This is a genomic window from Alcanivorax sp. DG881, from assembly GCF_000155615.1.
GTDB lineage: Bacteria > Pseudomonadota > Gammaproteobacteria > Pseudomonadales > Alcanivoracaceae > Alcanivorax.
In genome coordinates, this window is sequence record NZ_DS989915.1 from 100,756 (window position 1) to 121,464 (window position 20,709).

Genomic DNA, 20,709 nt, shown 5'->3' on the forward strand with positions numbered 1-20,709 from the left:
ATTATATAGGCAGCTGAATCCCTTCGGCGGCCAGGAATTCTGTCAGCACGATCAATGGCAGGCCCACCAGTGTATTTGGGTCGCGCCCTTCCAGTGCCTTGAACAATACAATGCCCAGCCCTTCGGATTTGAAGCTGCCAGCACAGTTCAGGGGCTGTTCGGTATCCACGTAGCGTTCAATCTGCGCCGGTTTCAGGGTGCGGAACTGCACATGAAACGGGTCACAGGCCACCTGGCTGCGGCCGGTGGCGGTATTGAGCAGGCAAAGGCCGGTAAGAAAAGATACCCGCTGACCGCTGGCGGCGCTGAGCTGGCGAATGGCGGTGTCCCGGTCGCCGGGCTTGCCCAGGACCTGATCGCCGATCACGGCGACCTGATCGGAGCCGATAATCAGCGTGTCCGGATGCTGGTCGGCCAGCGTCAGGGCTTTTTCCCGGGCCAGGCGCATTACCAGGGCGGTAGGGCTTTCATCCTCATGCCGGGATTCATCGATATCCGGACTTTGGTGGATAAAATCCAGCTTCAGCTTGTCCAATAACTGGCGCCGAAACGGCGATGAAGAGGCGAGTAACAGGGTAGGTGTCTGGTCAGTCATGGGGGTCTCCGCGCGTTGCGGGGGCAAGTGTAAGGATTATTTTTTCATGACGCACGAAAAACCCTGTTGACTCAGGCGCTTAGTGCCTCACATTAACTTTGACAGCAGGGCCTCACGGCCCTAGAATTGCGCGCTTATGTTTTCAGGGCAACTGCCACAGTTCCTCGATCCTCGCAAATATGCGGATCAAGGTCGCATCGTTGAAGGCCAGCTTACCGTTGGAGACCTGCCTCGCCTGCAGGAATACCGCGAAAGTCTGGACCAGCCAGTAGCAATATCGCTGGCATTCGATCGTGATGATGAGGGGCATCGGCGTATCGAGGGCGAGGTTAGCACCGTATTGGTGCTGCCATGTCAGCGCTGCCTGGAGCCCGTGAGTTATTCTGTTACCGCCCATATCGACGTGGCGCTGGTGTGGAATGAGGATCAGGCCAAGGCATTGCCGGGGCGATTGGACCCTTGGTTGGTTGGCGAAGAACGCATGGTTCTCACCGATCTGATTGAAGAGGAGCTGTTGCTGGCCATGCCACTGGTGGCTCTGCATGACCCTTGCCCGACAGCTTTACCGCAGGACCGCGGTGAACCTGAGAAACACGAAAACGCGGATAATCCTTTTGCCGTGCTGGCCAAATTAAAAGGTCAAGGCAAGTAAATTCAGGCTGAATAAACGCCCGAGGAGCTCGAAATGGCTGTTCAAAAGAACCGTAAAACCCGTTCCAAGCGCGGCATGCGCCGCTCTCACGACGCGCTGCCCGCTGCTGCGCTGACTGAAGACACCAACACTGGTGAAGTGCATCGTCGTCACCACATTTCTCCGGACGGCATGTACCGTGGCCGTCAGGTGATCAGTCAGGGCGAATCTGACGACGAATAAGTTGTGCGAAAACGGGAGCTGCGGCTCCCGTTTTTTGTGCCGGCCTGGTCTCGTGCTGCCCCTGTGCAGTAAAGACCAGGCTTTCGTGGCACACTTAAATCCTCCTTCGGGAGGATTTTTTGTAAGTGGATTTGTGATTGAAGGCGGGAACATGTCGCCGCCGAATGATTTTTGTCAGAATGCCTCCAAATTTGAATAAAGGAAGCAGCCCATGCCGGTTGTGACGCTAGCAGTGGATGCCATGGGGGGTGATCACGGCTTGTCCGTAACAGTGCCCGCCGTGGCAGCCATGCTGTCTCGCCATGCGCACATGCACATCATTCTGGTCGGTCAGCCTGAACCCCTGGCCGATGCCTTGTCCCAGGCCGGCATCGCTGACCACCCCCGTATTACCGTCCAGCCTGCCTCTCAAGTGGTGGCCATGGACGACCCGGTTGCCGTTGCTCTGCGGCAGAAGAAAGACTCATCAATGCGTGTGGCCATTAATATGGTCAAGGAAGGGCGTGCCCAGGCAGCGGTCAGTGCCGGTAATACCGGTGCCCTGATGGCGGTGAGCCGCTTTGTGCTGAAAACCCTTCCAGGAGTGGATCGGCCTGCCATCTGCACGGCGATTCCCACGGCCAATGGCCACTGTCACATGCTTGATCTGGGTGCCAATGTGGATTCCGAGCCTGCTCACCTGTTGCAGTTTGCCCTGATGGGGCAGGCGGTTGTGCGTGCTGTGGATGGGGTGGAGCACCCCCGCGTGGCGCTGCTCAACATCGGTGAGGAAGATATCAAGGGCAACGAACAGATCAAGGAAGCGGCGGGCCTGTTACGCGAAGCCGATGACCTGAACTATGTGGGCTTTGTGGAAGGGAATGGCATTTTTGCCGGCGAAGCGGATGTGGTGGTCTGTGATGGTTTTGTCGGCAACGTGTCGCTGAAAACCATGGAAGGCGTGGCGAAAATGATCGGCAACATGCTGCGTGAAGAGATCAAGCAATCCTGGTTACGCAAATTGTGTGGCCTGTTTGCCTTGCCGGTTCTGGTGGGCCTGAAAAAACGCATGGACCCGGACCACTACAATGGCGCCAGCCTGGTCGGCCTGCGTGGGGTGGTGGTGAAAAGCCATGGTGGCACCAGCAAGGAAGGCTTCGCCTGCGCGTTGGAGGTAGCTCAACTGGAGGCGCGACGCAATGTGCCCTCACTGATCAGTGATGCACTGAGCCAGGCCAGCGCCGACTGAAATCTGCGTCGGGGTCAGCTGGCCCCGATGCTGTTCATACTTTGTTTCAGGCCCGACCGGACAGCGAAAGCGAAAGCCGGCATACTGCGGCCTGCCTATTTTTAAGGGGATGTTGAATGTCGAAGACAGCCTTTATTTTTCCCGGTCAGGGCTCCCAGAGCCTGGGGATGCTGAGTGAATTTGCCGAACGTCCGGCAGTGAAGCAGACCTTTCAGGAAGCCTCCGGTGCACTGGATCAGGACCTCTGGGCGTTGGCCCAGGAAGGACCGAAAGAGGCACTGAATCAAACCGAAATTACCCAGCCCTTGCTGCTGACCGCAGGCGTTGCCCTGTGGCGGCTGTGGGAGCAAAGCGGTGGTCCGCGGCCGAATGTACTGGCCGGGCATAGCCTGGGTGAATACAGCGCGCTGACCTGTGCCGGTGTTATCAATCTTGGCGACGCCGTGCGGTTGGTCCGCACCCGTGGCCAGCTGATGCAGAAGGCGGTGGGGCAAGGTGAAGGCAGCATGGCCGCGATCCTGGGCCTGGATGATGAGCAGGTTCGCTCTGCCTGTGCGCAAGCGGCGCAAGGTGGTGTGGTCGAGGCAGTCAACTTCAATGCGCCCGGACAGGTAGTGATTGCCGGTTCCGTGGATGCGGTCGAGCGCGCGATTGCGGCCTGTAAAGAGGCCGGGGCGAAACGCGCCATGGCGCTGCCGGTGAGCGTGCCTTCCCACTGTGCGCTGATGAAACCGGCGGCGGAGCAACTGGCCGATACCTTGAACAGCACACGTTTTCATGCGGCGGAAATGCCGGTTATCAACAATGTGGATGTGGCCATGGAAACGGATCCGGAGAAAATCCGCGATGCGTTGATTCGCCAGCTTTATTCACCGGTGCGTTGGGTGGAAACCATTCAGGCGCTGAAAGAGCAGGGCGTGGGGCATCTCTACGAGTGTGGCCCGGGTAAGGTCCTGTGTGGACTGGTAAAGCGCATTGATCGCGATATGGCGGCGCGCCCGCTGGAAACAGAAGCCGCTTTCACGGCGGCTCTGCAAGGAGAATAAGAATGTCTGAAAGACGAGTGGCGTTGGTTACTGGCGCGAGCCGGGGCATTGGCCGGGCAATTGCCGAGCAGCTGATTGCTGACGGCTTCTTTGTTGTCGGCACGGCCACCACGGAAAAAGGTGCGGCTGCCATTGGCGATGCGCTGGGTGAAAACGGTGCGGGCAAAATGCTCAACGTGGCCGACAAGGCGTCAGTGGACGAGACCCTCAAAAGCATCAACGATGAATTTGGTGCCCCTCTGGTGCTGGTGAATAACGCCGGCATTACCCGCGACAACATCATGCTCCGGATGAAGGAGGATGAGTGGGAAGATGTCATCAATACCAACCTGAATTCCCTTTATCGCGTTAGCAAGGCATGCTTGAAAGGCATGACCAAGGCGCGTTGGGGCCGGATCATCAATATCAGTTCGGTGGTCGGTACCATGGGCAACGCCGGGCAAGCCAACTATGCGGCGGCCAAGGGCGGTGTAGAAGGTTTCTCACGGGCGTTGGCCCGCGAGCTTGGCTCACGTAATATCACAGTGAATTCTGTTGCACCGGGCTTTATTCAGACGGATATGACAGAGGCTTTGCCGGAAGCCCAGAAAGAGGCGCTTTTGCAGGGGATTCCCCTGGGGCGTTTGGGGCAGCCGGCGGAGATTGCCAGTGCAGTCGCCTGGCTGGCCAGTGATGGCGGTGGTTATGTAACCGGAACCACTTTGCACGTCAATGGGGGCATGTTTACCGGGTAGCTCAAAAAATGGGCATCCGAACGTTTCTGGGAAAGCTGGCTAATTGACTGTTTTCGCAGAAGAAAATATTTGGAAAAACTTCAAGGGAAGGCATCGGTCCAGTCGGCTTGCAAGCGCAAACAGCGTTCACCTAGAATAGCCGCTGACAGGTGCTAGCACACCATTAATCAGGAGAGTAATACGATCATGAGCAGCATCGAAGAACGCGTAAACAAAATCATCGTTGAGCAACTGGGTGTTAAGCCGGAAGACGTAAAATCAGAAGCGTCCTTCGTTGAAGATCTGGGTGCAGACTCCCTGGACACCGTTGAGCTGGTGATGGCCCTGGAAGAAGAATTTGAAACCGAAATTCCGGACGAAGAAGCTGAGAAAATCAGCACCGTCCAGTCCGCTGTGGATTACATCAAAGCGCACAGCTGAGTTCGGTTGTTCGAATAACAGAAAAGCCGCAGGTTCAATGAGCTTGCGGCTTTTTTGTGGCCAGAATATTTGTGGCGACAAGTGACGTTTTCTTACATTACGGCGACCTGTTACCGGGCCGCTTGTAGTAATCTTGTCGCATTAAGGCCGTTAAATGGCGCCAAAATAATGGATTGGGAGGTATCGGGTGACGTCACGTCGAGTCGTTATTACAGGGTTGGGAATGCTCACGCCGCTGGGAGTCGATGTGGCTTCTACCTGGGAAGGTATCAAGGCGGGCAAGAGTGGCATTCGTAACATCGAGCACTTTGATACGGAGCCTTTTGCTACCCGTTTTGCCGGCCTGGTGCCTGATTTTGATATTTCCGAGTATCTGCCTCCCAAAGATGCCCGCAAGATGGACGTCTTCGTGCAATACGGGCTGGTGGCGGCCATTCAGGCGGTGCGTGATGCCGGCCTGGATATGGAAAAGGAAGATGCCGAGCGTGTGGGGGCGGCGATTGGCTCTGGTATCGGTGGCCTTACCAATATCGAAGACAATCACCGCAAACTGCTCGATTCCGGCCCCCGCAAGCTGTCGCCGTTTTTTGTGCCTGGCACCATCATCAACATGATCGCGGGTAATCTGGCGATCATGTACGGCATGAAAGGGCCCAACTTTGCCACAGTAACGGCCTGTACCACCGGGACCCATAACATTGGTTTTGCTGCCCAGCAGATTGTGCTGGGCCAAGCGGACGTGATGGTTGCCGGCGGTGCCGAGAAAGGCTCTTCGCCGTTGGGGCTGGGTGGTTTCGCCGCTGCCCGCGCGCTATCCACCCGCAACGATGACCCGCAAGCCGCCAGTCGCCCCTGGGACAAGGACCGGGATGGCTTCGTATTGGCCGATGGTGCCGGCGCGGTGGTGCTGGAGGAGTACGAGCACGCCAAGGCCCGTGGTGCCACGATTTATGCGGAGCTGGCCGGATTTGGCATGAGTGATGATGCCTATCACATCACTTCTCCGGCAGAGGGCGGCGACGGTGCCATGCGCGCCATGCGTAATGCCCTGCGAAATGCAGGGGTCGAGCCGGAACAGGTGGATTACATCAACGCCCACGGCACCTCCACCCAGATGGGCGATGTGGCAGAAGCCATGGCGGTGAAAACCCTGTTTGGCGATCATGCCTATAATCTGGCGGTGAGCTCCACCAAATCCATGGTTGGGCACCTGCTGGGGGCGGCGGGGGCCGTGGAAGCGATTTTCTCCATTCTGGCCATGCGTGATTCGGTGGCGCCGCCCACCATCAATCTGGATAACCCGGACGAAGGCTGTGATCTGAACTTCGTGGCGAACCAGGCGCAGGAACGCACCATCCAGTACGCGTTATCCAACTCGTTCGGTTTCGGTGGTACTAACGGGACCCTGCTGTTCAAGAAGGTGTAATGCCGCTGAATCCCCGTGACCGCGGTCTCGCCTACGGCGACGGTGTTTTTGAAACCGTGCGCGTGGCTGCCTCCGGCGAAGTGCCCCTGTGGTCGCGCCACCGTGCGCGCATGGTGGCCGGGCTACACGCGCTGGGTATTGCGTTACCCGATCAATCCCGACTCGATGCTGCTTTGAATGAAGGGGTCGCCGTTCTCGGCGGCGAGGCTGGCGTGGTCAAGTTGACGGTCACGCGCGGCGTTGGTGGCCGTGGCTATTTGCCGCCTGCATCGGCAAAACCCACGGTGTTGTGGCAAAGTGGGGGGCTGCCAGCCTGGTCTGAACGGCTTCGCCACGAAGGCCTGGCGCTGGGGCTCTGCCAGACGCCGCTGTATTCTGAGCCGTTGGCAGGATTCAAGCACCTGAACCGGCTTCCCCAAGTGATGGCCCGCCGCGAAGTGGCGCGGCAGGGGTGGGACGAAGGGTTGTTGCTCAGTACCCGCAGGCAGCCGTTGGAAGCCACCTCCATGAATTTTTTTGCCCGGTTCGCCGATCACTGGTGGATGCCTGATCTGGCTGCCGCTGGAGCGGGTGTGGCCGGCGTCATGCGAAGCCACCTTTTCGACACGTTGCAACAACGGGGTGAAAAGGTGATTTGCGATCTGCGGCCGCTGTCACAGCTGCGCACTGCTGACGGGCTGTTTCTGTGTAACAGTATTGTCGGCGTGCTCCCGGTGCGTAAACTGGAGCAATGGCATTGGCCGGTGCTGGCATCGGTCCGGGAACTGCAACAGTCGACAGAAACCTTTTTGGCCGGCTCACTGAAGGGCTAATAACCGCACTATGCGAAAAAAAATCCGTATTTTTGGACTGCTGGTTGTCTTGCTGGTAGTCGCTGTACCTGTGGCGGGGGCCTGGGTCAGCAGTTATCTACACCGCCCATTACCGGTTTCTGAAACATTAACGGTGGAGGTGCCCCGGGGCGCCGGTTTAAGCCGGGTGCTGTACAACCTCAATGATGAGGGCATCCTGGGTAAGGGCCTGGAAGCTCGCTTCCGCCGTGTCGGCGCGCGCCTTTATTCTGCTTTCACCGGCATGGATGGCCGCATGCATGTGGGCGAGTATCAACTCAAGCCCGGTGATTCGCTGTTGTCCCTGCTGGAGAAAATGGACCGGGGCGATGTGCTGCAACGCAGCCTGACTCTGGTGGAAGGTTGGAACTTCCGGGAGCTGCGTGCCCGGTTGGCCTCTCTGGAAACGCTTGAGCACCGACTGGAAGGGCTGACAGATGAACAGGTGATGGCGGAACTGGGTCGCCCGGACCGCCACCCGGAAGGCTGGTTCGCGCCGGAAACCTATTTTTATACCCGCGGCACTGCAGACCTGACCATCCTGGCCCGGGCGCTGGCGCGTCAGGAAAACATCCTTGATGAAGCCTGGCAGCAGCGGGCCAAGGATCTGCCCTACGACACGCCATACGAGGCGCTGATTATGGCGTCCATTGTGGAAAGAGAAACCGGTGTGCCGAAAGAGCGTCCGGAAATTGCCGGGGTGTTTACCAATCGTTTGAACAAGGGCATGCGCCTGCAAACCGACCCGACGGTGATCTACGGGATGGGGGAGGACTACAAGGGCAATATACGTCGCTCCGATCTGCGCCGTGCGACTCCGTACAACACTTATGTGATTCGGGGGTTGCCGCCCACGCCGATCGCCATGCCCGGCCGGGAAGCGATCCTGGCGGCAGTGAACCCGGGGAAAACCGAGTCCCTGTATTTCGTGGCGCGGGGTGATGGCAGTCATTCCTTTTCCAAAACCCTGGCTCAGCACCGCAAAGCCGTGCGTGAGTATCAGCTGCAACGCCGAGAAGGCTACCGTTCTTCACCCGGAGGCGGGCAATGAGCGGCCGTTTCATCACCCTGGAAGGCGGCGAAGGCGCCGGCAAAAGCAGCAATCTGGAATGGCTGGCCGACGCTCTCAGAGCCGCCGGCAAGACGGTGACAGTGAGCCGCGAACCCGGTGGCACCGCCTTGGCGGAATCGATTCGTGGTGTACTGTTGGCGCCCGGTGATGAACCTATGGCGGATGATACGGAGTTGTTGCTGGTGTTCGCCGCCCGCGCGCAACATCTGGAACAGAAGATCCGCCCGGCACTGGCCCGTGGCGAATGGGTGCTGTGTGATCGTTTTGTGGACGCCACCTGGGCTTACCAGGGGGCAGGGCGCGGGCTGGACAGCGCAGCCATTGCTGACCTGGAAAGCCTGGTTATTCGCGACACCCGCCCGGACATGACCGTACTGTTTGATGTGCCGGTAGAGGTGGGCATGGCACGTGCCGGCAAACGTGCCGCTCTGGATCGCATCGAACAGGAAGACCGGGCTTTTTTTGAACGTATCCGCCAGTGTTATCTGGCCCGTGCAGCCCAGGAGCCCAGCCGGTTCCGCACCGTGGATGCGGGGCAGCCGTTGGGGTCGGTACAGCAACAGCTGGGCGCGATAGTCGAGGAGATGCTGGCATGGCCGTAACCGGCGCAAAAGTTCAGGCACCGTGCCCCTGGCATGGTGATGCCATGGCGCAACTGCTTGACCAGCACGCGCAGGGGCGGTTGCCCCATGCGCTGTTGCTGACCGGTGCCAAAGGCATCGGCAAGCTGCGCTTGGCCGAATCCCTGGCCCAGACCCTGCTTTGCGAGAAACCTTCCGCAGGGCTGCCCTGTGGCCACTGTCAGGGGTGCCAGCTCAGCACCGCCGGCACCCACCCGGATCTGCACCGCCTCAGCCCGGAAGAAAAAAGCAAAACCATCAAGATTGACCAGGTCCGCAAGCTGGTGGGGTTTGCCACCCGCACGGCGCAGTACAGTGGCTATCGGGTTGCCATTATCTATCCGGCGGAAGCTCTCAACCGCAATGCCCAGAATGCCTTGCTGAAAACCCTGGAAGAGCCGGGCGCGCAGACCCTGTTACTGCTGGTCAGTGATCAGCCGACGCTGTTGCTGCCCACCATTCGCAGCCGTTGCCAGCAGCGCACCTTGCCGCTACCGGAGCAGGACCAGGCGCTGCAGTGGTTGCAGAGCCAGGTGGGCGAGAGCGCCGCCTCGTTACTGGATGCCGCCCAGGGCGCGCCGCTACAGGCGCTGGCACTGGAGCAGGCGGACTGGTTTGCCGACCGGGCCCGTTTGCTCGATACCCTGGTCAGTGTGGCGGAAGGGCGGCAGTCGGTGGCGCAAGCGTCGCCGGTGCTCGCCAAGCATGACCCCACTGAGATGGCCGGGGTGATTTATGGCTGGTTGTCACGCTGTCTGCATCAGCGCTTCTCCGGCCAGCAGAGCGCCGATGCATCCCTGGCTCCACTGCTGGATCGACTCAGCAAGGCGGTGCCTCCGGCGCGTTTGTTGCGGGCCGCCCAGCGGGTGCTGGAAGGCCGCCGTGCCTTGCTGTCCGGGGCCAACCCCAACAAGGAATTGCTGTACGAGCAGTGGTTGCTGGTGCTGGTGGGCGTTGACGCTGCGGCGGCAGCGCACTAACCTTTATCAAAGATTAATAATAATTTCGTAAGAGGCTCGCTCATGAAAATGCCCGGCGGTCGTAGTGGCATTCTGTCGCTTTCCATCAAAGACAAGGCGGTGCTGTACTCGGCCTACATGCCGTTCATTACCAATGGCGGCCTGTTCATTCCCACCGAAAAGCAATACAAGCTGGGAGAAGAAATCTTCCTGCTGCTCAATATCATGGACGAAGCCGACAAGATTCCGGTGGCGGGCAAGGTGATCTGGATTACGCCCAAAGGGGCTCAAGGCAACCGTAGTGCCGGCATCGGCGTGCAGTTCTCCGACCAGGATGACACCGCCCGCGTCACCATCGAAAACCATCTGGCAGGCTCGCTGGAGTCGGATCGACCGACGCATACGATGTAATAAAATGCCGGATGCCGGATGCCGGATGCCGGAAGCTAGAAGCTAGAAGCTAGAAGTTAAACCCCATCGTCGCGTTTTTCAGTTTTAAAGCGGCAATACCCCAAGGTGTTGCCGCTTTTGCGTTTAGCATCCTGCGTCCGGCATCAAGCGTGGCCACGTGCGGCGTGTCGCATGTTGCCTATCTCCTCTACAATATCTGCGTTTTTAACGTTGGAGCCTGTTGTGACTGCTACCCCTTTTGTGGATTCCCATTGCCATCTGGATCGCCTGAATCTTGACGCCCATGGTGGCGATTTCGAGGCGATGATGGCGGCCACGGCGCAGGCGGGGGTCAGCCATATGCTGTGTATCGGTGTGGATCTGGAAAGCTTCCCGCAGGTGCAGGCACTGGCCGAGCAATATGAGAACGTGTTTGCCAGCGTTGGCGTACATCCCCTCTACAAGGAATCCCGTGAGCCGCAATCCTCCGAGTTGGTGGAGCGGGCTGCGCACCCCAAGGTGGTGGCCATCGGCGAGACCGGGCTGGATTACTTCTATGCCAAGGAAGAGCGGGAGTGGCAACAACGCTATTTCGTGGCCCATATTCAGGCGGCCCGGGAAACTGGCCTGCCGTTAGTCGTGCATACCCGTGGCGCCAAGGAAGACACGCTGGCGTTGTTGCGTGAGCATGGCGCTGGCCAGGTGCGCGGGGTGCTGCACTGTTTCACCGAAGACCTGGACATGGCCTTGCAGGCTATTGAGTTGGGCTTCTATATTTCCATTTCCGGTATCGTGACCTTCCGCAATGCCCAGGCCCTGCGCGACACCGTGAAGCAGCTGCCGCTGGAGCGGCTGTTGATTGAAACCGACTCGCCCTGGCTGGCGCCGGTGCCGTTCCGTGGCAAGCCCAATGAACCGCGTTATGTGGCGCACGTGGCTGAATGCGTGGCTGAGCTCCAGGGTGTCAGTGTGGCGGAGCTGGCCAAGGCCACCGCGGATAATTTCTTTTCCCTGTTTAACAAGGCGCAGGCATGAATCTGTATGCAATGGTGGCGCTGGCAGCGCTATGTGGTGGTGCCGTGGCGGCACTGTTGGCGGTGCTGATCGAGCGGCGCCGGGCGGCGGCCCGCGAGGCTGCATTGATGGCCGAGAAACAGGCACTGAGCGAGCCGTTGGCCCAGGTGCCCCTGCTAAAACAGCAACTGGAAGGGCAGCAGCAGCGACAGCGCGACACCGATGCGCAGTTGCAGCAGTTGGGGGCAGAGAAAGCGCGTCTGGAAGAGCGGCTGGCCGGGCAGCAGGAAAAGCTGGCCTTTTCCGAGCAAAGCCGCAACCAGCTGAAACAGGAGTTTGAAAACCTGTCAGGAAAGGTGCTCGACCAGCGCGGCAAGCAGCTGCAGGAGCAGCACCAACAAGGCCTCGACGGCATGCTCAAGCCGTTTCGTGAGCAGCTGGCGGATTTCCGTCGTCGGGTAGACCAGATCCACAGTGACGAGACCCGCGCCCAGGCGTCCCTGATCGAACAGCTGGGCCACCTGAAAAGCCTGAACCAGCAGATGCACGAAGATGCACGCAACCTGACCGATGCGCTGAAAGGGCAGGCCAAGACCCAGGGTAACTGGGGTGAAATGATTCTGGAGCGGGTGCTGGAGTCTTCCGGTCTGACCCGGGGCCGTGAATACGAAACCCAGGTCACCCTGAAGGACGAGAGCGGCCAGCGTCGCCTGCCCGATGCCATCGTTCACCTGCCGGAAAACAAGGATGTGGTGATTGATGCGAAAGTGTCTCTGGTTGCCTATGAGCGGCTGTCTTCGGCGTCTACGTCAGAGGAGCGCGAACAGGCATTACGTGATCACCTGACCTCACTGCGAAGCCACATCAAGGGGCTGGATACCAAGGATTACAGTGGCCTGGAAGGGATCCGCAGCCTGGATTTTGTGCTGCTCTTTATTCCTATCGAAGGCGCCTTCATGGTGGCCATGGAGCAGGATTCCAGCCTCTATACGGATGCCTTTGCCCGCAACATTGTGCTGGTTAGCCCGACTACGCTGTTGGTGACCCTGCGCACCATCCAGAATATCTGGCGCTATGAATACCAGAACCGCAATGCCCTGGATATTGCCGATCGTGCAGGGAAAATCTGCGATCAGGTGTCACTGATCGGGGAGTCCATGGACGACCTGGGAGATAAAATTGGCAAGGCCCAGCTGGCATGGGACACCACCTTCAAACGCCTCAGCCGCGGCCGCGGCAACCTCTACCGCCAGGCCCAGCAACTGAAAGATCTGGGTGCAAAAGCGCGCAGGGCGTTACCGGAACCTGGCGATGAACATGATGACGGGGCGACAGTGACGGATCAGTCAGGGGCGAAAGAGTAACATCAAAACGTAAAATGTTTACCATTATAAGCAGTAAATTTTAGAGGGTTTTGATGCAGTGTAATTGCTTGCAATTTGATGAATTCTGTCGCTAAAAGTGGCAAAAGTTGGCGAAAAATGACTGAACTTGGTGGTCATTTTTCAGCATCTTCAGGTACGAATGTGCCACCATTGTAATATCAGAACTGGGTCACAGGATTACGCCGAAAACCTTAGTTAGTATGCGCTCCGTAACGTAATGCTAACAAAAGGTAATCTTATGTATCGTTTGATGTTCGCCCTGATGCTGGGGATGGGTCTGGCTCAAACGGTATCGGCGCTTGACGCTCAACCTCGGATCATCGGGGGACAGGACGTAGCAACAATCCGGCCGTGGATGGCCGAAGTGGAAATCAGTCGATCCGGAAATCCTGCCTATGGCGCCACACTCTGTGGTGGCACCCTGATCGCACCCGGCTGGGTGCTGACGGCGGCGCACTGCGTGGTGACCTCCAGTGGCGCCACCCTGCAGGCGGGGCAACTGTTTGTGGCCCTGGGGAGCCTGGATCGGACGGCGGCCAACCCGGCGGAACGCCTGGCGGTCTCTTCGGTGCGGGTACACCCGGGTTATCGTGCTGTCACTTTCCACAACGATCTGGCGCTGTTGCAATTGGCCTCGGACAGTACTGCCAGGCCACTGGATCTGGCCAAAGCGCAGACCGTGTCTGCGCTGACCCGGGGCAGCAGCGACGAGGCCCTGCTGATAATGGGCTGGGGGTCCACGTCTCCCAGCGGCAATGGCCTGTCCGACTCCCTGCGCGAAGCCCGTGTGGATTATGTGTCCAGCGGCTATTGCGCCAGCCAGTGGAGCAACCTGAGCGGTAACCAGATCTGTGCGGGTGAAATGAATCCCCAGGGTGTCGCCCAGGATTCCTGTCGTGGTGATAGCGGCGGGCCTTTGGTGTACGGCGAGCCGGGGCAGCAATGGCTGGTTGGTATTACCAGCTACGGCCATGAACAGTGCGCCACCGCCGGCGTCCCCGCAGTCTATACCCGTGTGGACCGTTATCTCACGTGGTTGGAACAAACCACCTCGGGCAGCCTGGTGGATCTGGCGCTCACCGGCAGCACCGCTGACACCTATAGCAGCCCGGGGACTTCCGCCACGTTGCGCACCGCCATCGCCAACACCAGCCAGCAGACCCGGGCCAATAACGTGGGCCTGCGAATCACCCACAAGAACGGGCTTACGGTCCGTGTTCCCGGGCTGACCTGTGTGAAGAACAGTGGCTATACAGACTGTCGTGGCAGTGCGGACCTGGCGTTGGGGCAGGAGACCTCGACTTACAGCGTTGGCCTCAGTGCCAGTGGCCGCTGGGTGGATGAAGTGCGCGTCGAGCCGATCAGCAGTGTGTCCCACGATTATTTCGCCAGCCTGGGGGAAAGTTTCAAGCTGGTATTCAGCAATGAGCCGGATGTGGTGCTCAACCTGACCACGCAGCGGGGCAATGATGACCTGGTGCGGGTCAACGCCCAGGTGACCAATGCGGCGACTCACCAGGCGGCGGCGCGGGTGCGGGTCGGCTTTACCTTGCCGTCCGGGTGGAGCCCGGTGTCACTGCCTGAGAACTGTGCCGGGGGCGGCCTGGTGCAGTGTGGGTTGGGCGATATGTCGCCGGGTGAGGTGGCGTCCCAGCAACTGATTCTGGATGGTCAGGGTGACGACAGCCTGGTTGTGCAGGTGTGGACCGATAACGGGGATTACCCGGCGAACGATAGCTCGGCGAGCACCCATCCGGCCCAGGCGCGCAACAGTGCGTCCACTGGCGGTACTGCCAGTGGCGGAAGTGATGGCGGCGGTGGCGGGGGCAGTCTGTCCTGGTGGTTGCTGGCGCTACTAGCCGTGGTGTCCGTTCGGCGGCTCCACCAGTGACAGGTGGCGCTGACGTTCCGGCGCCAGCGCACCCTGATTGCCCTTCCAGGGCAGGGCATCAATGCCCTTGGGAATGGCATCCAGCTGGAAGGGCGCCTTGATAATCTCGAAGTAGGGCGAATGGTCGAAGTCCGCAGCAGTAATGGCTCTGGGTTGTAGCCGCAGCAAGCGGGCGGCGGGTTCGCTTTCCTTCACCAGCGGCATGACCGGGAATTGCACAAAGCTGAAGGCATCGGCGACGACGGTGCCACTAAGCGCCTTGATCAATTCACCGGCCCAGCGTCGGAACAGGCCGGTGCGCCAGCGCAGGGGCAGCCAGCGCCAGGGAAGCAGGGTCATCATGGCCAGTGCGCCCCAGGACTGGGCGCCACCGGCGCCAATGCGGCTGATGGCATAGCGGAGTACATCCTGGGCTTCATTGTCACTCAGCCCCTGTGCCCGGCAGACGCGAATCTGACGACCTTCCAGGGCTGACAGCGGTTCCACAATCAGCCCTCGTTCCAGGCGGGCATCAATCACCAGCTGGGTATCCGGTTCGCAGGGAGTGTAGTCCGCCAACAGGGCGCGCAGGGCCGGGTCGGCCACGTCGTGCAGGCGACCAATGTAGAGTACCGCGCGGGCGTAGCGGCTATCGCCGATCACCTTGAAGGTGCGGTCTACGCTGCTGTGCCCGGCCACCAACAGCACATCGCAGGATTTCAGCACCGTGCGCAGGCTTTCCAGGTCCGCGCTGGGCTGGCCGCTGAACTGCTCATCCCGCTGCAAACGGCGGCAAATCCATTGATAAAAGGCCAGCTGTCGGTTCATCTGTGAGGCTCCGGTATCCATAACGAGGCGCGTATGAGGTTCTGGAGCTTACAGCAGCTCCAGAGCCTGGTCGATGACCGAATCGGCAGTGTAGAAGTGTGGCGAAAAGCGCACCCCACCGCCGCGTTCCGCGCACACCACGCCGTTCTTTTTCAGGCGCTGGAAGGTATCGCCCGGGGCTTCTTCGGGCATGCGGAAAGTGACAATCCCTGCCCGCCGTTGCGGGGCTGGGGCACTGAGCAGGGCGGCGCCTTTGTCGTTCAGTCCTTCGATCAGCCGTTGCACCCGCTGTTGCAAGGCATCCGCCACCACGTCCATGCCGGTGTCCTGCAGCAGTGACAAGGAAGCGTTCAGTGCATGGGCGCCGAGCATGTTCGGGCTTCCGCATTCAAAGCGTTTGGCGGTGCTGGCCGGCTGCCAGTCCCGGCGGGTGTAATCGCCGGGTTCGGCCACCATGTGCCAGCCGTGTTGACGCAGGATCAATTGATCCTGCACCGCCCGGCGGCAATAGAACAGGGCGAGCCCTTCCGGGCCGAGCATCCATTTGTGGCCGTCGGCCACCACAAAATCGGCGTTTACCTGCTCTGCAGAGAACGGCAGCGCGCCGAGAATCTGGATGGCGTCCACACAGAAGAGTGTGCCCTGGGCACGGCAGGCGGCGCCGATGGGGGCCATGTCCATTAGCAGCCCCGTGCCGTACTGGACAGCGGAGAGAGACACCAGGCGGGTGCGTGGCCCCATGGCGTCAATGACATCCTGCTCCGGGTTGTCGCCCTCCAGATTGACCTCGATCACTTCCACGCCCTGCTTGGCCAGGGCTTGCCAGGGAATGCGGTTGGACGGGAATTCCTGATCACTGATGATAATCTGATCACCAGCCTGCCACTCCAGGCCCTGGGCAATGACAGACAGACCTTCGGAAGTGTTCTTGAGCAAGGCGATTTCCTCGCTGCTGACGCCTCCCACCAGCCAGGCCAGACGCTCACGCAGCTGCTGCTCCACCTTCAACCAGCGCGGATAATCCCGCGCGCCAATAAATACGTTCTGGCGGGCGAACTCGGTTACCGCGTCCTGGGTACGTTGGGGCCAGGGTGCGACGGCCGCATGGTTGAGGTAAAGCAGGCCGTCCTGCTGGGCAAATTCGGTGGCGAGGTCCGGGGTGCTCCCGTCAGAGTTGGCCATGTTGTGTTGCCTCCGTGCGCTGGGTTGAGCGGAATGCGTGGCGGAAAACCATGACGCTATGCTAACCGGCGCCAGGTTTCCATGAACAGGTTATTGGCGAGATGCAGCCGGAAATACCGCGGGTTGCTATCCGATATGCGTATAAAAAGGGAATGCGTTAGAATTGCGACTGTTCAGTCGGCTTTAGGCCCGCATACCCGGGCGCAAGGAGAAATAGATGGGTGATCTGGAAAAAGCCACACGCAAGGCTCAGGAGTTTCGTCAGCGCGAGCGTGAGATTCTCGATGCGGCTCTGGCCCTTTTTCTGGAAGAAGGCGAAGACCGGGTAACCGTGGAAATGATTGCGGACCGGGTGGGTATTGGCAAAGGTACAATCTACAAGCATTTCGAAACCAAGAACGAAATCTACCTGCTGCTGATGCTGCGCTATGAGGAAGACCTGGCCGGCGTGTTCCAGCAAATTTCCGATGCGGATAACAAGGAACGCCTGGCGCGGGAGTATTTCCGTTTCCGGATTTCCGATCCCAAGCGCTATCAGTTGTTTGATCGGCTGGAAAACAAGGTTATCAAGGACCATGCCCTGCCTGAACTGGTGGCCAAGCTGCACAGTATCCGTGAGGCCAATTTTGCGCGGCTCACGGATATCGTGAAAGCCCGCATGGAAGAAGGGTCACTGGAAGACGTGCCGCCGATGTATCACATCTGCTCCGCCTGGGCATTTGCCCACGGCGCCGTGGCATTGATGGAATCGCCGTTTTACCAGAAGCAAATAGACGACAAGGATGACTTTCTGGATTTCCTGATCGAAATCGGTATTCGCATGGGGAACAAGGGCCAGCGGGGGCCACGATGAAACAGGCCGATGAACTGCTGGCACTACTGGAAAAAGCCGCCGGCGATGAAACCGGCCTGCCGCCGGTGCATCAGTGGAAACCGGAACGCCATGCGGATATTGATATGCGCATTGCCCGCGACGGCACCTGGTTTTATCAAGAGTCGCCCATTGAACGGGAAAGAATGGTGGCGTTGTTTTCCACCATTCTGCTGCGCGAAGACGATGACTATTTCCTGATTACACCGGTGGAGAAACTGCGCATTCAGGTGGACGATGCGCCCTTTGTGGCCACGGAAGTACAGCAGGTGAAAGAAGCCGGAACCACGAAACTGATATTTACCACCAATGTGGGCAGCCATGTGGTTGCCGGCGCAAGCCATCCCCTCTGGGTGAACACTGACAGCGAAACCGGCGAGCCTTCTCCGTACCTGTGTGTGCGGGATAATCTCAATGCGCTGATCGGGCGCTCGGCGTTTTACCAGCTGGTGAATTGGGCGTTTGAGGAAGAGGGAAAGCTGTTTGTGGAGAGTAATGGTCGGCGCTTTGAGTTGGGCAGCTTGGGGTAATTAATAGTTAATAATGAATAATTAATAGCTGCGAAATAAGTGTCGATTTCATGGTCAGCGCATGTAGGAAATCTCTTACGCTCTCTTGATGTATTCCCCATTACTCTGGATAGGCTCAGCTGCTAGCCTCTGCCCCTGCTGGTTAATAGACTAATAATCTAGGGGGCTGCATGGGGATGCGGGGCGCTTCATTAGGAAGTATTTACTATCTTTTTCTGTCTTTCTGCCTTCTCTTTATTTCTGGAGCTTGGGCAAGCACTCCTTCAGGAGTCGAGTGGCTAAAGCAGCAGCAACGCCAGGATGGCGCCTTCTATACAGATCAGACGAGTTCGACTGAATACCAGGCAACAATTGAGTCGCTATTGGCATTAGGCGACTTGGAAAGCCTATCCGATACACAGCGTGACTCGGGAGTAGGCTTCTTGTTGCAGCCTGATCTCTCTTCCCACTCTGAATTCCATTCCAGAATGGATCTTCTGGCAGAGCAATTCGGGCTAACGGATACCATCGATTCTGGCATTGTGTCAGAACGAATCGCCTATAACGGCGGTGTTGGAGGCTATGCGAGCCATGATGGGAGTGTGCTGAATACTGCCTTGGCTCTTAATGCATGGGCGTCAGGAGATTCTGTGTCGCCTGACAAGCTTGATCGAGCCATCACTTTTCTTCTTTCAAATCAGCAAGCAGATGGCGGTTGGTCTGAAACTCCCAATTTTACTAACACTTACGTAACGGCTATAACCAGCCAGGCTTTGCAGCGTTACCGGTTCCGATATCCTGTCGGGGCCTCGATATCTGCAGCTAGTGAATATCTTCTCGCTAATCAGAGTAGTGATGGCTGGGGAAGCATCGTGGAGACTGCATTGGCATTGCAGGCTCTTATTCCTGTCATTACCGACAGCACTCGCTACCAAACGGGCCTGGAAAACCTGAAGGTCGGTCAGACAGAGAATGGCAGCTGGGGCGGTGATGTGTTTGCTACAGCTCTGGCGTTGCGCGCCCTTTATCAAGTCTCCACCGCTCCAGAACCCGTTGACCCCAGTGTTGGAAGCATTGAGGGGCAGGTCATCGACAGCAATACCCGCCAGCCCATAGAAAGCGTAGTAGTCACTGCTCAGGGAGATAGTAGTTATAGCGCAAAAAGTGGCCAAGATGGCCGTTTCCGGCTGACCGATATGGAGCCGGATGATTACTCCCTGTCCTATCAAGCTAGTGGGTTTCAGGGGGTGAATCAGAGTGGCCGGGTTGGGGCAGGCCAGCACCTGAGTGTAGGGACTATTGAAATGAGCCCGCTACCTGATAGCGGGCTCATCAGTGGGGTGATAAGGGATGCCCAAGGGGTTCCAATTCCCGGAGCGCAGGTCTCTTTGGCTGGGGCTTCAGCCGGGCAAACCGTTTCGGATGAAAATGGCCGGTACCTTCTATCTTCCCTGCCAGGCGGCATTCAATTAGCGGTCAGTTCGGAGGGCTATGTGACGGTCACTGCTGCCGCTTCTGTTGTGGCTGGAAGCCACCTTAATTTCTCTCCCGTGCTTTATCTGGAAGGTAATCCTCCTCCACAAGATGTTTCCGTTCAAGGCAAGGTTGTCGATTCTGATACGGGCGAAGGATTGGGGAACGTATTTGTAGAAGTGATTGGAGTAGGTAAAAGTGCAGAAAGCAAAAGTGATGGTTCTTTTTTGCTTCAGGGGCTGGAAACCGGGCAGAAGCATCTTCGTCTTGTTAAGGGTAGCTATGAAACGGTAACTCTTAGCTTTGCCTCCGTTGTTGGAGCTAATGATTTGGGCAAGATTTTGTTGCTGAAGAATAGTGAAGCAACAACGCTATATGGGAGGGTTTTTGATAACGAAACGGGACATCCTTTGTCAGGTGCCAAGGTTAGCGTTGGTGGAATGGAGGTCGTAAGTGGCGAGAATGGGGGGTACCGACTGGAAGGCCTTCCTGAATTGGAATTTGATGTTTCGGTTTCGCATGCAGGGTACTTAACTAAAGTGTCTAGCTTGAAAGCTGGTTCTCCTGGCCAAATTAATTATGACTTAATGTTAGATAAGGCCAGTGTTGATGGGGTTGTAATAGAGGATATCGGGAAAGATAGGCTGTTGTATGGAGCTTATGAGAAAGCTCTGTTTGATGCGGATTTATATAACGGTGGAGATAGAGATGTGTCTTTGAATCTCTATGCCGAAGTGTTTGATGGCAGTGGCTCTGTGGTTTCTGAATTCTCTGTCCCGGCGGGAAGTGTAACTATCAAATCCAGGGATAGGGTCTCCCGTGAATTTGACTGGAATACCTCGAATTATAAGGCTGGCGATTATACGTTGCTTATAAAAGCTGTTGATGATTCTGATTTTAGAGTGTTGCACGAGTCCGAGATTGGTTTCTATATCGCTGAAAGCCGAGAGATCCAATCAGTTGGCTTGGCTGTTTATCCTGATAATGCGGTAGCTGGTGAAACTAAAGAAATTGGGTTTGCCGGTAAAGTTTACTATCGAACAAATTTGGGGTTTGAGGCGAATTTGCGTCTTAGGGTTACTTCCCCAGATGGGCAGATTCTTGTTGAGAAAAATAAGAGCTTTACTCTTGATGAAGTAGGGATTGTCAAAGATTTTGATTTGGGAAGAGAGTTGATTTCCTTTGGTGGATACGGAGGTTATCAGGTTGAATCCGATTTCTGGGTTGACGGTAATCTTGTTGATGAGTCTCTCAAGACGATCTATGTGGATCCAGATTTCAGGATAGTTCCTTCAATAAGCTTTTCCGCGGAGGATTTGGTTCCAAATGAACCGATGGAAGTTAATGTAAGGCTGAACTTGAAGGCAGAGAGTGAGTGAGGGT

General features: G+C 57.7%; 21 protein-coding genes. 18 read left to right on the top strand and 3 right to left on the bottom strand.

The window, feature by feature from the left end:
- Position 1: 1 nt before the first annotated feature.
- Positions 2–595, bottom strand: coding sequence for a nucleoside triphosphate pyrophosphatase (locus ADG881_RS00440; RefSeq protein WP_007151598.1), 594 nt, complete (start codon positions 593–595; stop codon positions 2–4).
- A gap of 136 nt (positions 596–731) precedes the next feature.
- Between ADG881_RS00440 and ADG881_RS00445 the strand changes: the two genes are divergently transcribed.
- From ADG881_RS00445 to ADG881_RS00515, 15 genes are all read left to right on the top strand, one after another.
- Positions 732–1,247 (top strand): DUF177 domain-containing protein, encoded by a 516-nt coding sequence (locus ADG881_RS00445; protein ID WP_007150431.1) that lies wholly within the window; start codon positions 732–734, stop codon positions 1,245–1,247.
- Positions 1,248–1,280: 33 nt separating this feature from the next.
- A complete protein-coding gene (gene rpmF / locus ADG881_RS00450) occupies positions 1,281–1,469 on the top strand; it encodes a 50S ribosomal protein L32 (protein ID WP_007151009.1) in 189 nt (62 codons plus the stop codon).
- Between the two features lie 211 nt (positions 1,470–1,680).
- On the top strand, positions 1,681–2,697 hold the full coding sequence (plsX, locus tag ADG881_RS00455; RefSeq protein WP_007150304.1) for a phosphate acyltransferase PlsX: 1,017 nt from the start codon (positions 1,681–1,683) through the stop codon (positions 2,695–2,697).
- A gap of 116 nt (positions 2,698–2,813) precedes the next feature.
- Positions 2,814–3,743: an ACP S-malonyltransferase gene (fabD, locus tag ADG881_RS00460; protein ID WP_007148831.1), complete on the top strand. Its 930-nt coding sequence runs from the start codon at positions 2,814–2,816 to the stop codon at positions 3,741–3,743.
- A 2-nt stretch (positions 3,744–3,745) separates the two neighbouring features.
- A complete protein-coding gene (gene fabG / locus ADG881_RS00465; protein ID WP_039925844.1) occupies positions 3,746–4,477 on the top strand; it encodes a 3-oxoacyl-ACP reductase FabG in 732 nt (243 codons plus the stop codon).
- A 186-nt stretch (positions 4,478–4,663) separates the two neighbouring features.
- Complete coding sequence (gene acpP / locus ADG881_RS00470) at positions 4,664–4,897, top strand: acyl carrier protein (protein ID WP_007149764.1); 234 nt, start codon at positions 4,664–4,666, stop codon at positions 4,895–4,897.
- A 187-nt stretch (positions 4,898–5,084) separates the two neighbouring features.
- A complete protein-coding gene (gene fabF / locus ADG881_RS00475) occupies positions 5,085–6,323 on the top strand; it encodes a beta-ketoacyl-ACP synthase II (protein ID WP_083787436.1) in 1,239 nt (412 codons plus the stop codon).
- Positions 6,323–7,135 (top strand): aminodeoxychorismate lyase, encoded by an 813-nt coding sequence (gene pabC / locus ADG881_RS00480; RefSeq protein ID WP_007150646.1) that lies wholly within the window; start codon positions 6,323–6,325, stop codon positions 7,133–7,135. Before fabF ends, pabC begins: the two co-directional genes overlap by 1 nt.
- A 10-nt stretch (positions 7,136–7,145) precedes the next feature.
- Positions 7,146–8,204 (top strand): endolytic transglycosylase MltG, encoded by a 1,059-nt coding sequence (gene mltG / locus ADG881_RS00485; protein ID WP_007148660.1) that lies wholly within the window; start codon positions 7,146–7,148, stop codon positions 8,202–8,204.
- Complete coding sequence (gene tmk / locus ADG881_RS00490; RefSeq protein ID WP_007150121.1) at positions 8,201–8,827, top strand: dTMP kinase; 627 nt, start codon at positions 8,201–8,203, stop codon at positions 8,825–8,827. Before mltG ends, tmk begins: the two co-directional genes overlap by 4 nt.
- On the top strand, positions 8,818–9,825 hold the full coding sequence (locus ADG881_RS00495; protein ID WP_007149414.1) for a DNA polymerase III subunit delta': 1,008 nt from the start codon (positions 8,818–8,820) through the stop codon (positions 9,823–9,825). Before tmk ends, ADG881_RS00495 begins: the two co-directional genes overlap by 10 nt.
- Before the next feature lie 42 nt (positions 9,826–9,867).
- Entirely contained in the window at positions 9,868–10,215 is a 348-nt protein-coding gene (locus tag ADG881_RS00500) for a PilZ domain-containing protein (RefSeq protein WP_007148593.1), read from the top strand.
- Positions 10,216–10,437: 222 nt separating this feature from the next.
- Positions 10,438–11,229: a TatD family hydrolase gene (locus tag ADG881_RS00505; RefSeq protein ID WP_007148335.1), complete on the top strand. Its 792-nt coding sequence runs from the start codon at positions 10,438–10,440 to the stop codon at positions 11,227–11,229.
- The gene (locus tag ADG881_RS00510; RefSeq protein ID WP_039925849.1) at positions 11,226–12,572 is read left to right on the top strand and encodes a DNA recombination protein RmuC; all 1,347 of its coding nucleotides are present in this window, start codon (positions 11,226–11,228) and stop codon (positions 12,570–12,572) included. Before ADG881_RS00505 ends, ADG881_RS00510 begins: the two co-directional genes overlap by 4 nt.
- Positions 12,573–12,831: 259 nt before the next feature.
- Positions 12,832–14,484 (top strand): trypsin-like serine protease, encoded by a 1,653-nt coding sequence (locus ADG881_RS00515; RefSeq protein WP_039925851.1) that lies wholly within the window; start codon positions 12,832–12,834, stop codon positions 14,482–14,484.
- On the opposite strand, the gene ADG881_RS00520 is transcribed toward ADG881_RS00515, so the two are convergent.
- Entirely contained in the window at positions 14,449–15,291 is an 843-nt protein-coding gene (locus ADG881_RS00520) for a hypothetical protein (RefSeq protein ID WP_039925853.1), read from the bottom strand. The genes ADG881_RS00515 and ADG881_RS00520 overlap by 36 nt on opposite strands.
- Positions 15,292–15,339: 48 nt before the next feature.
- Positions 15,340–16,473 carry an aminotransferase class V-fold PLP-dependent enzyme gene (locus ADG881_RS00525; RefSeq protein ID WP_007149625.1) on the bottom strand — a complete coding sequence of 378 codons (1,134 nt, stop codon included), beginning with the start codon at positions 16,471–16,473 and terminating at the stop codon, positions 15,340–15,342.
- Positions 16,474–16,690: 217 nt separating this feature from the next.
- Between ADG881_RS00525 and ADG881_RS00530 the strand changes: the two genes are divergently transcribed.
- The 3 genes from ADG881_RS00530 to ADG881_RS00540 all read left to right on the top strand — a co-directional run bounded on the left by ADG881_RS00530 (position 16,691) and on the right by ADG881_RS00540 (position 20,705).
- Complete coding sequence (locus ADG881_RS00530) at positions 16,691–17,326, top strand: TetR/AcrR family transcriptional regulator (RefSeq protein WP_007149564.1); 636 nt, start codon at positions 16,691–16,693, stop codon at positions 17,324–17,326.
- Positions 17,323–17,874, top strand: a complete 552-nt coding sequence (locus ADG881_RS00535) for a DUF1285 domain-containing protein (protein ID WP_007150268.1) — start codon at positions 17,323–17,325, stop codon at positions 17,872–17,874. The genes ADG881_RS00530 and ADG881_RS00535 overlap by 4 nt, the downstream gene beginning before the upstream one ends.
- Before the next feature lie 170 nt (positions 17,875–18,044).
- On the top strand, positions 18,045–20,705 hold the full coding sequence (locus tag ADG881_RS00540) for a carboxypeptidase regulatory-like domain-containing protein (RefSeq protein WP_007150881.1): 2,661 nt from the start codon (positions 18,045–18,047) through the stop codon (positions 20,703–20,705).
- The last annotated feature ends 4 nt before the right edge of the window (positions 20,706–20,709 follow it).

Coding starts and splice junctions, on each gene's coding strand:
- ADG881_RS00525 (WP_007149625.1), bottom strand. CDS start 16,473: ATGGCCAACTCTGACGGGAGCACCCCGGACCTCGCCACCGAATTTGCC.
- ADG881_RS00510 (WP_039925849.1), top strand. CDS start 11,226: ATGAATCTGTATGCAATGGTGGCGCTGGCAGCGCTATGTGGTGGTGCC.
- acpP (WP_007149764.1), top strand. CDS start 4,664: ATGAGCAGCATCGAAGAACGCGTAAACAAAATCATCGTTGAGCAACTG.
- ADG881_RS00500 (WP_007148593.1), top strand. CDS start 9,868: ATGAAAATGCCCGGCGGTCGTAGTGGCATTCTGTCGCTTTCCATCAAA.
- fabG (WP_039925844.1), top strand. CDS start 3,746: ATGTCTGAAAGACGAGTGGCGTTGGTTACTGGCGCGAGCCGGGGCATT.
- ADG881_RS00495 (WP_007149414.1), top strand. CDS start 8,818: ATGGCCGTAACCGGCGCAAAAGTTCAGGCACCGTGCCCCTGGCATGGT.
- ADG881_RS00440 (WP_007151598.1), bottom strand. CDS start 595: ATGACTGACCAGACACCTACCCTGTTACTCGCCTCTTCATCGCCGTTT.
- ADG881_RS00445 (WP_007150431.1), top strand. CDS start 732: ATGTTTTCAGGGCAACTGCCACAGTTCCTCGATCCTCGCAAATATGCG.
- plsX (WP_007150304.1), top strand. CDS start 1,681: ATGCCGGTTGTGACGCTAGCAGTGGATGCCATGGGGGGTGATCACGGC.
- fabD (WP_007148831.1), top strand. CDS start 2,814: ATGTCGAAGACAGCCTTTATTTTTCCCGGTCAGGGCTCCCAGAGCCTG.
- tmk (WP_007150121.1), top strand. CDS start 8,201: ATGAGCGGCCGTTTCATCACCCTGGAAGGCGGCGAAGGCGCCGGCAAA.
- ADG881_RS00520 (WP_039925853.1), bottom strand. CDS start 15,291: ATGAACCGACAGCTGGCCTTTTATCAATGGATTTGCCGCCGTTTGCAG.
- ADG881_RS00530 (WP_007149564.1), top strand. CDS start 16,691: ATGGGTGATCTGGAAAAAGCCACACGCAAGGCTCAGGAGTTTCGTCAG.
- ADG881_RS00540 (WP_007150881.1), top strand. CDS start 18,045: ATGGGGATGCGGGGCGCTTCATTAGGAAGTATTTACTATCTTTTTCTG.
- ADG881_RS00515 (WP_039925851.1), top strand. CDS start 12,832: ATGTATCGTTTGATGTTCGCCCTGATGCTGGGGATGGGTCTGGCTCAA.
- mltG (WP_007148660.1), top strand. CDS start 7,146: ATGCGAAAAAAAATCCGTATTTTTGGACTGCTGGTTGTCTTGCTGGTA.
- rpmF (WP_007151009.1), top strand. CDS start 1,281: ATGGCTGTTCAAAAGAACCGTAAAACCCGTTCCAAGCGCGGCATGCGC.
- pabC (WP_007150646.1), top strand. CDS start 6,323: ATGCCGCTGAATCCCCGTGACCGCGGTCTCGCCTACGGCGACGGTGTT.
- ADG881_RS00535 (WP_007150268.1), top strand. CDS start 17,323: ATGAAACAGGCCGATGAACTGCTGGCACTACTGGAAAAAGCCGCCGGC.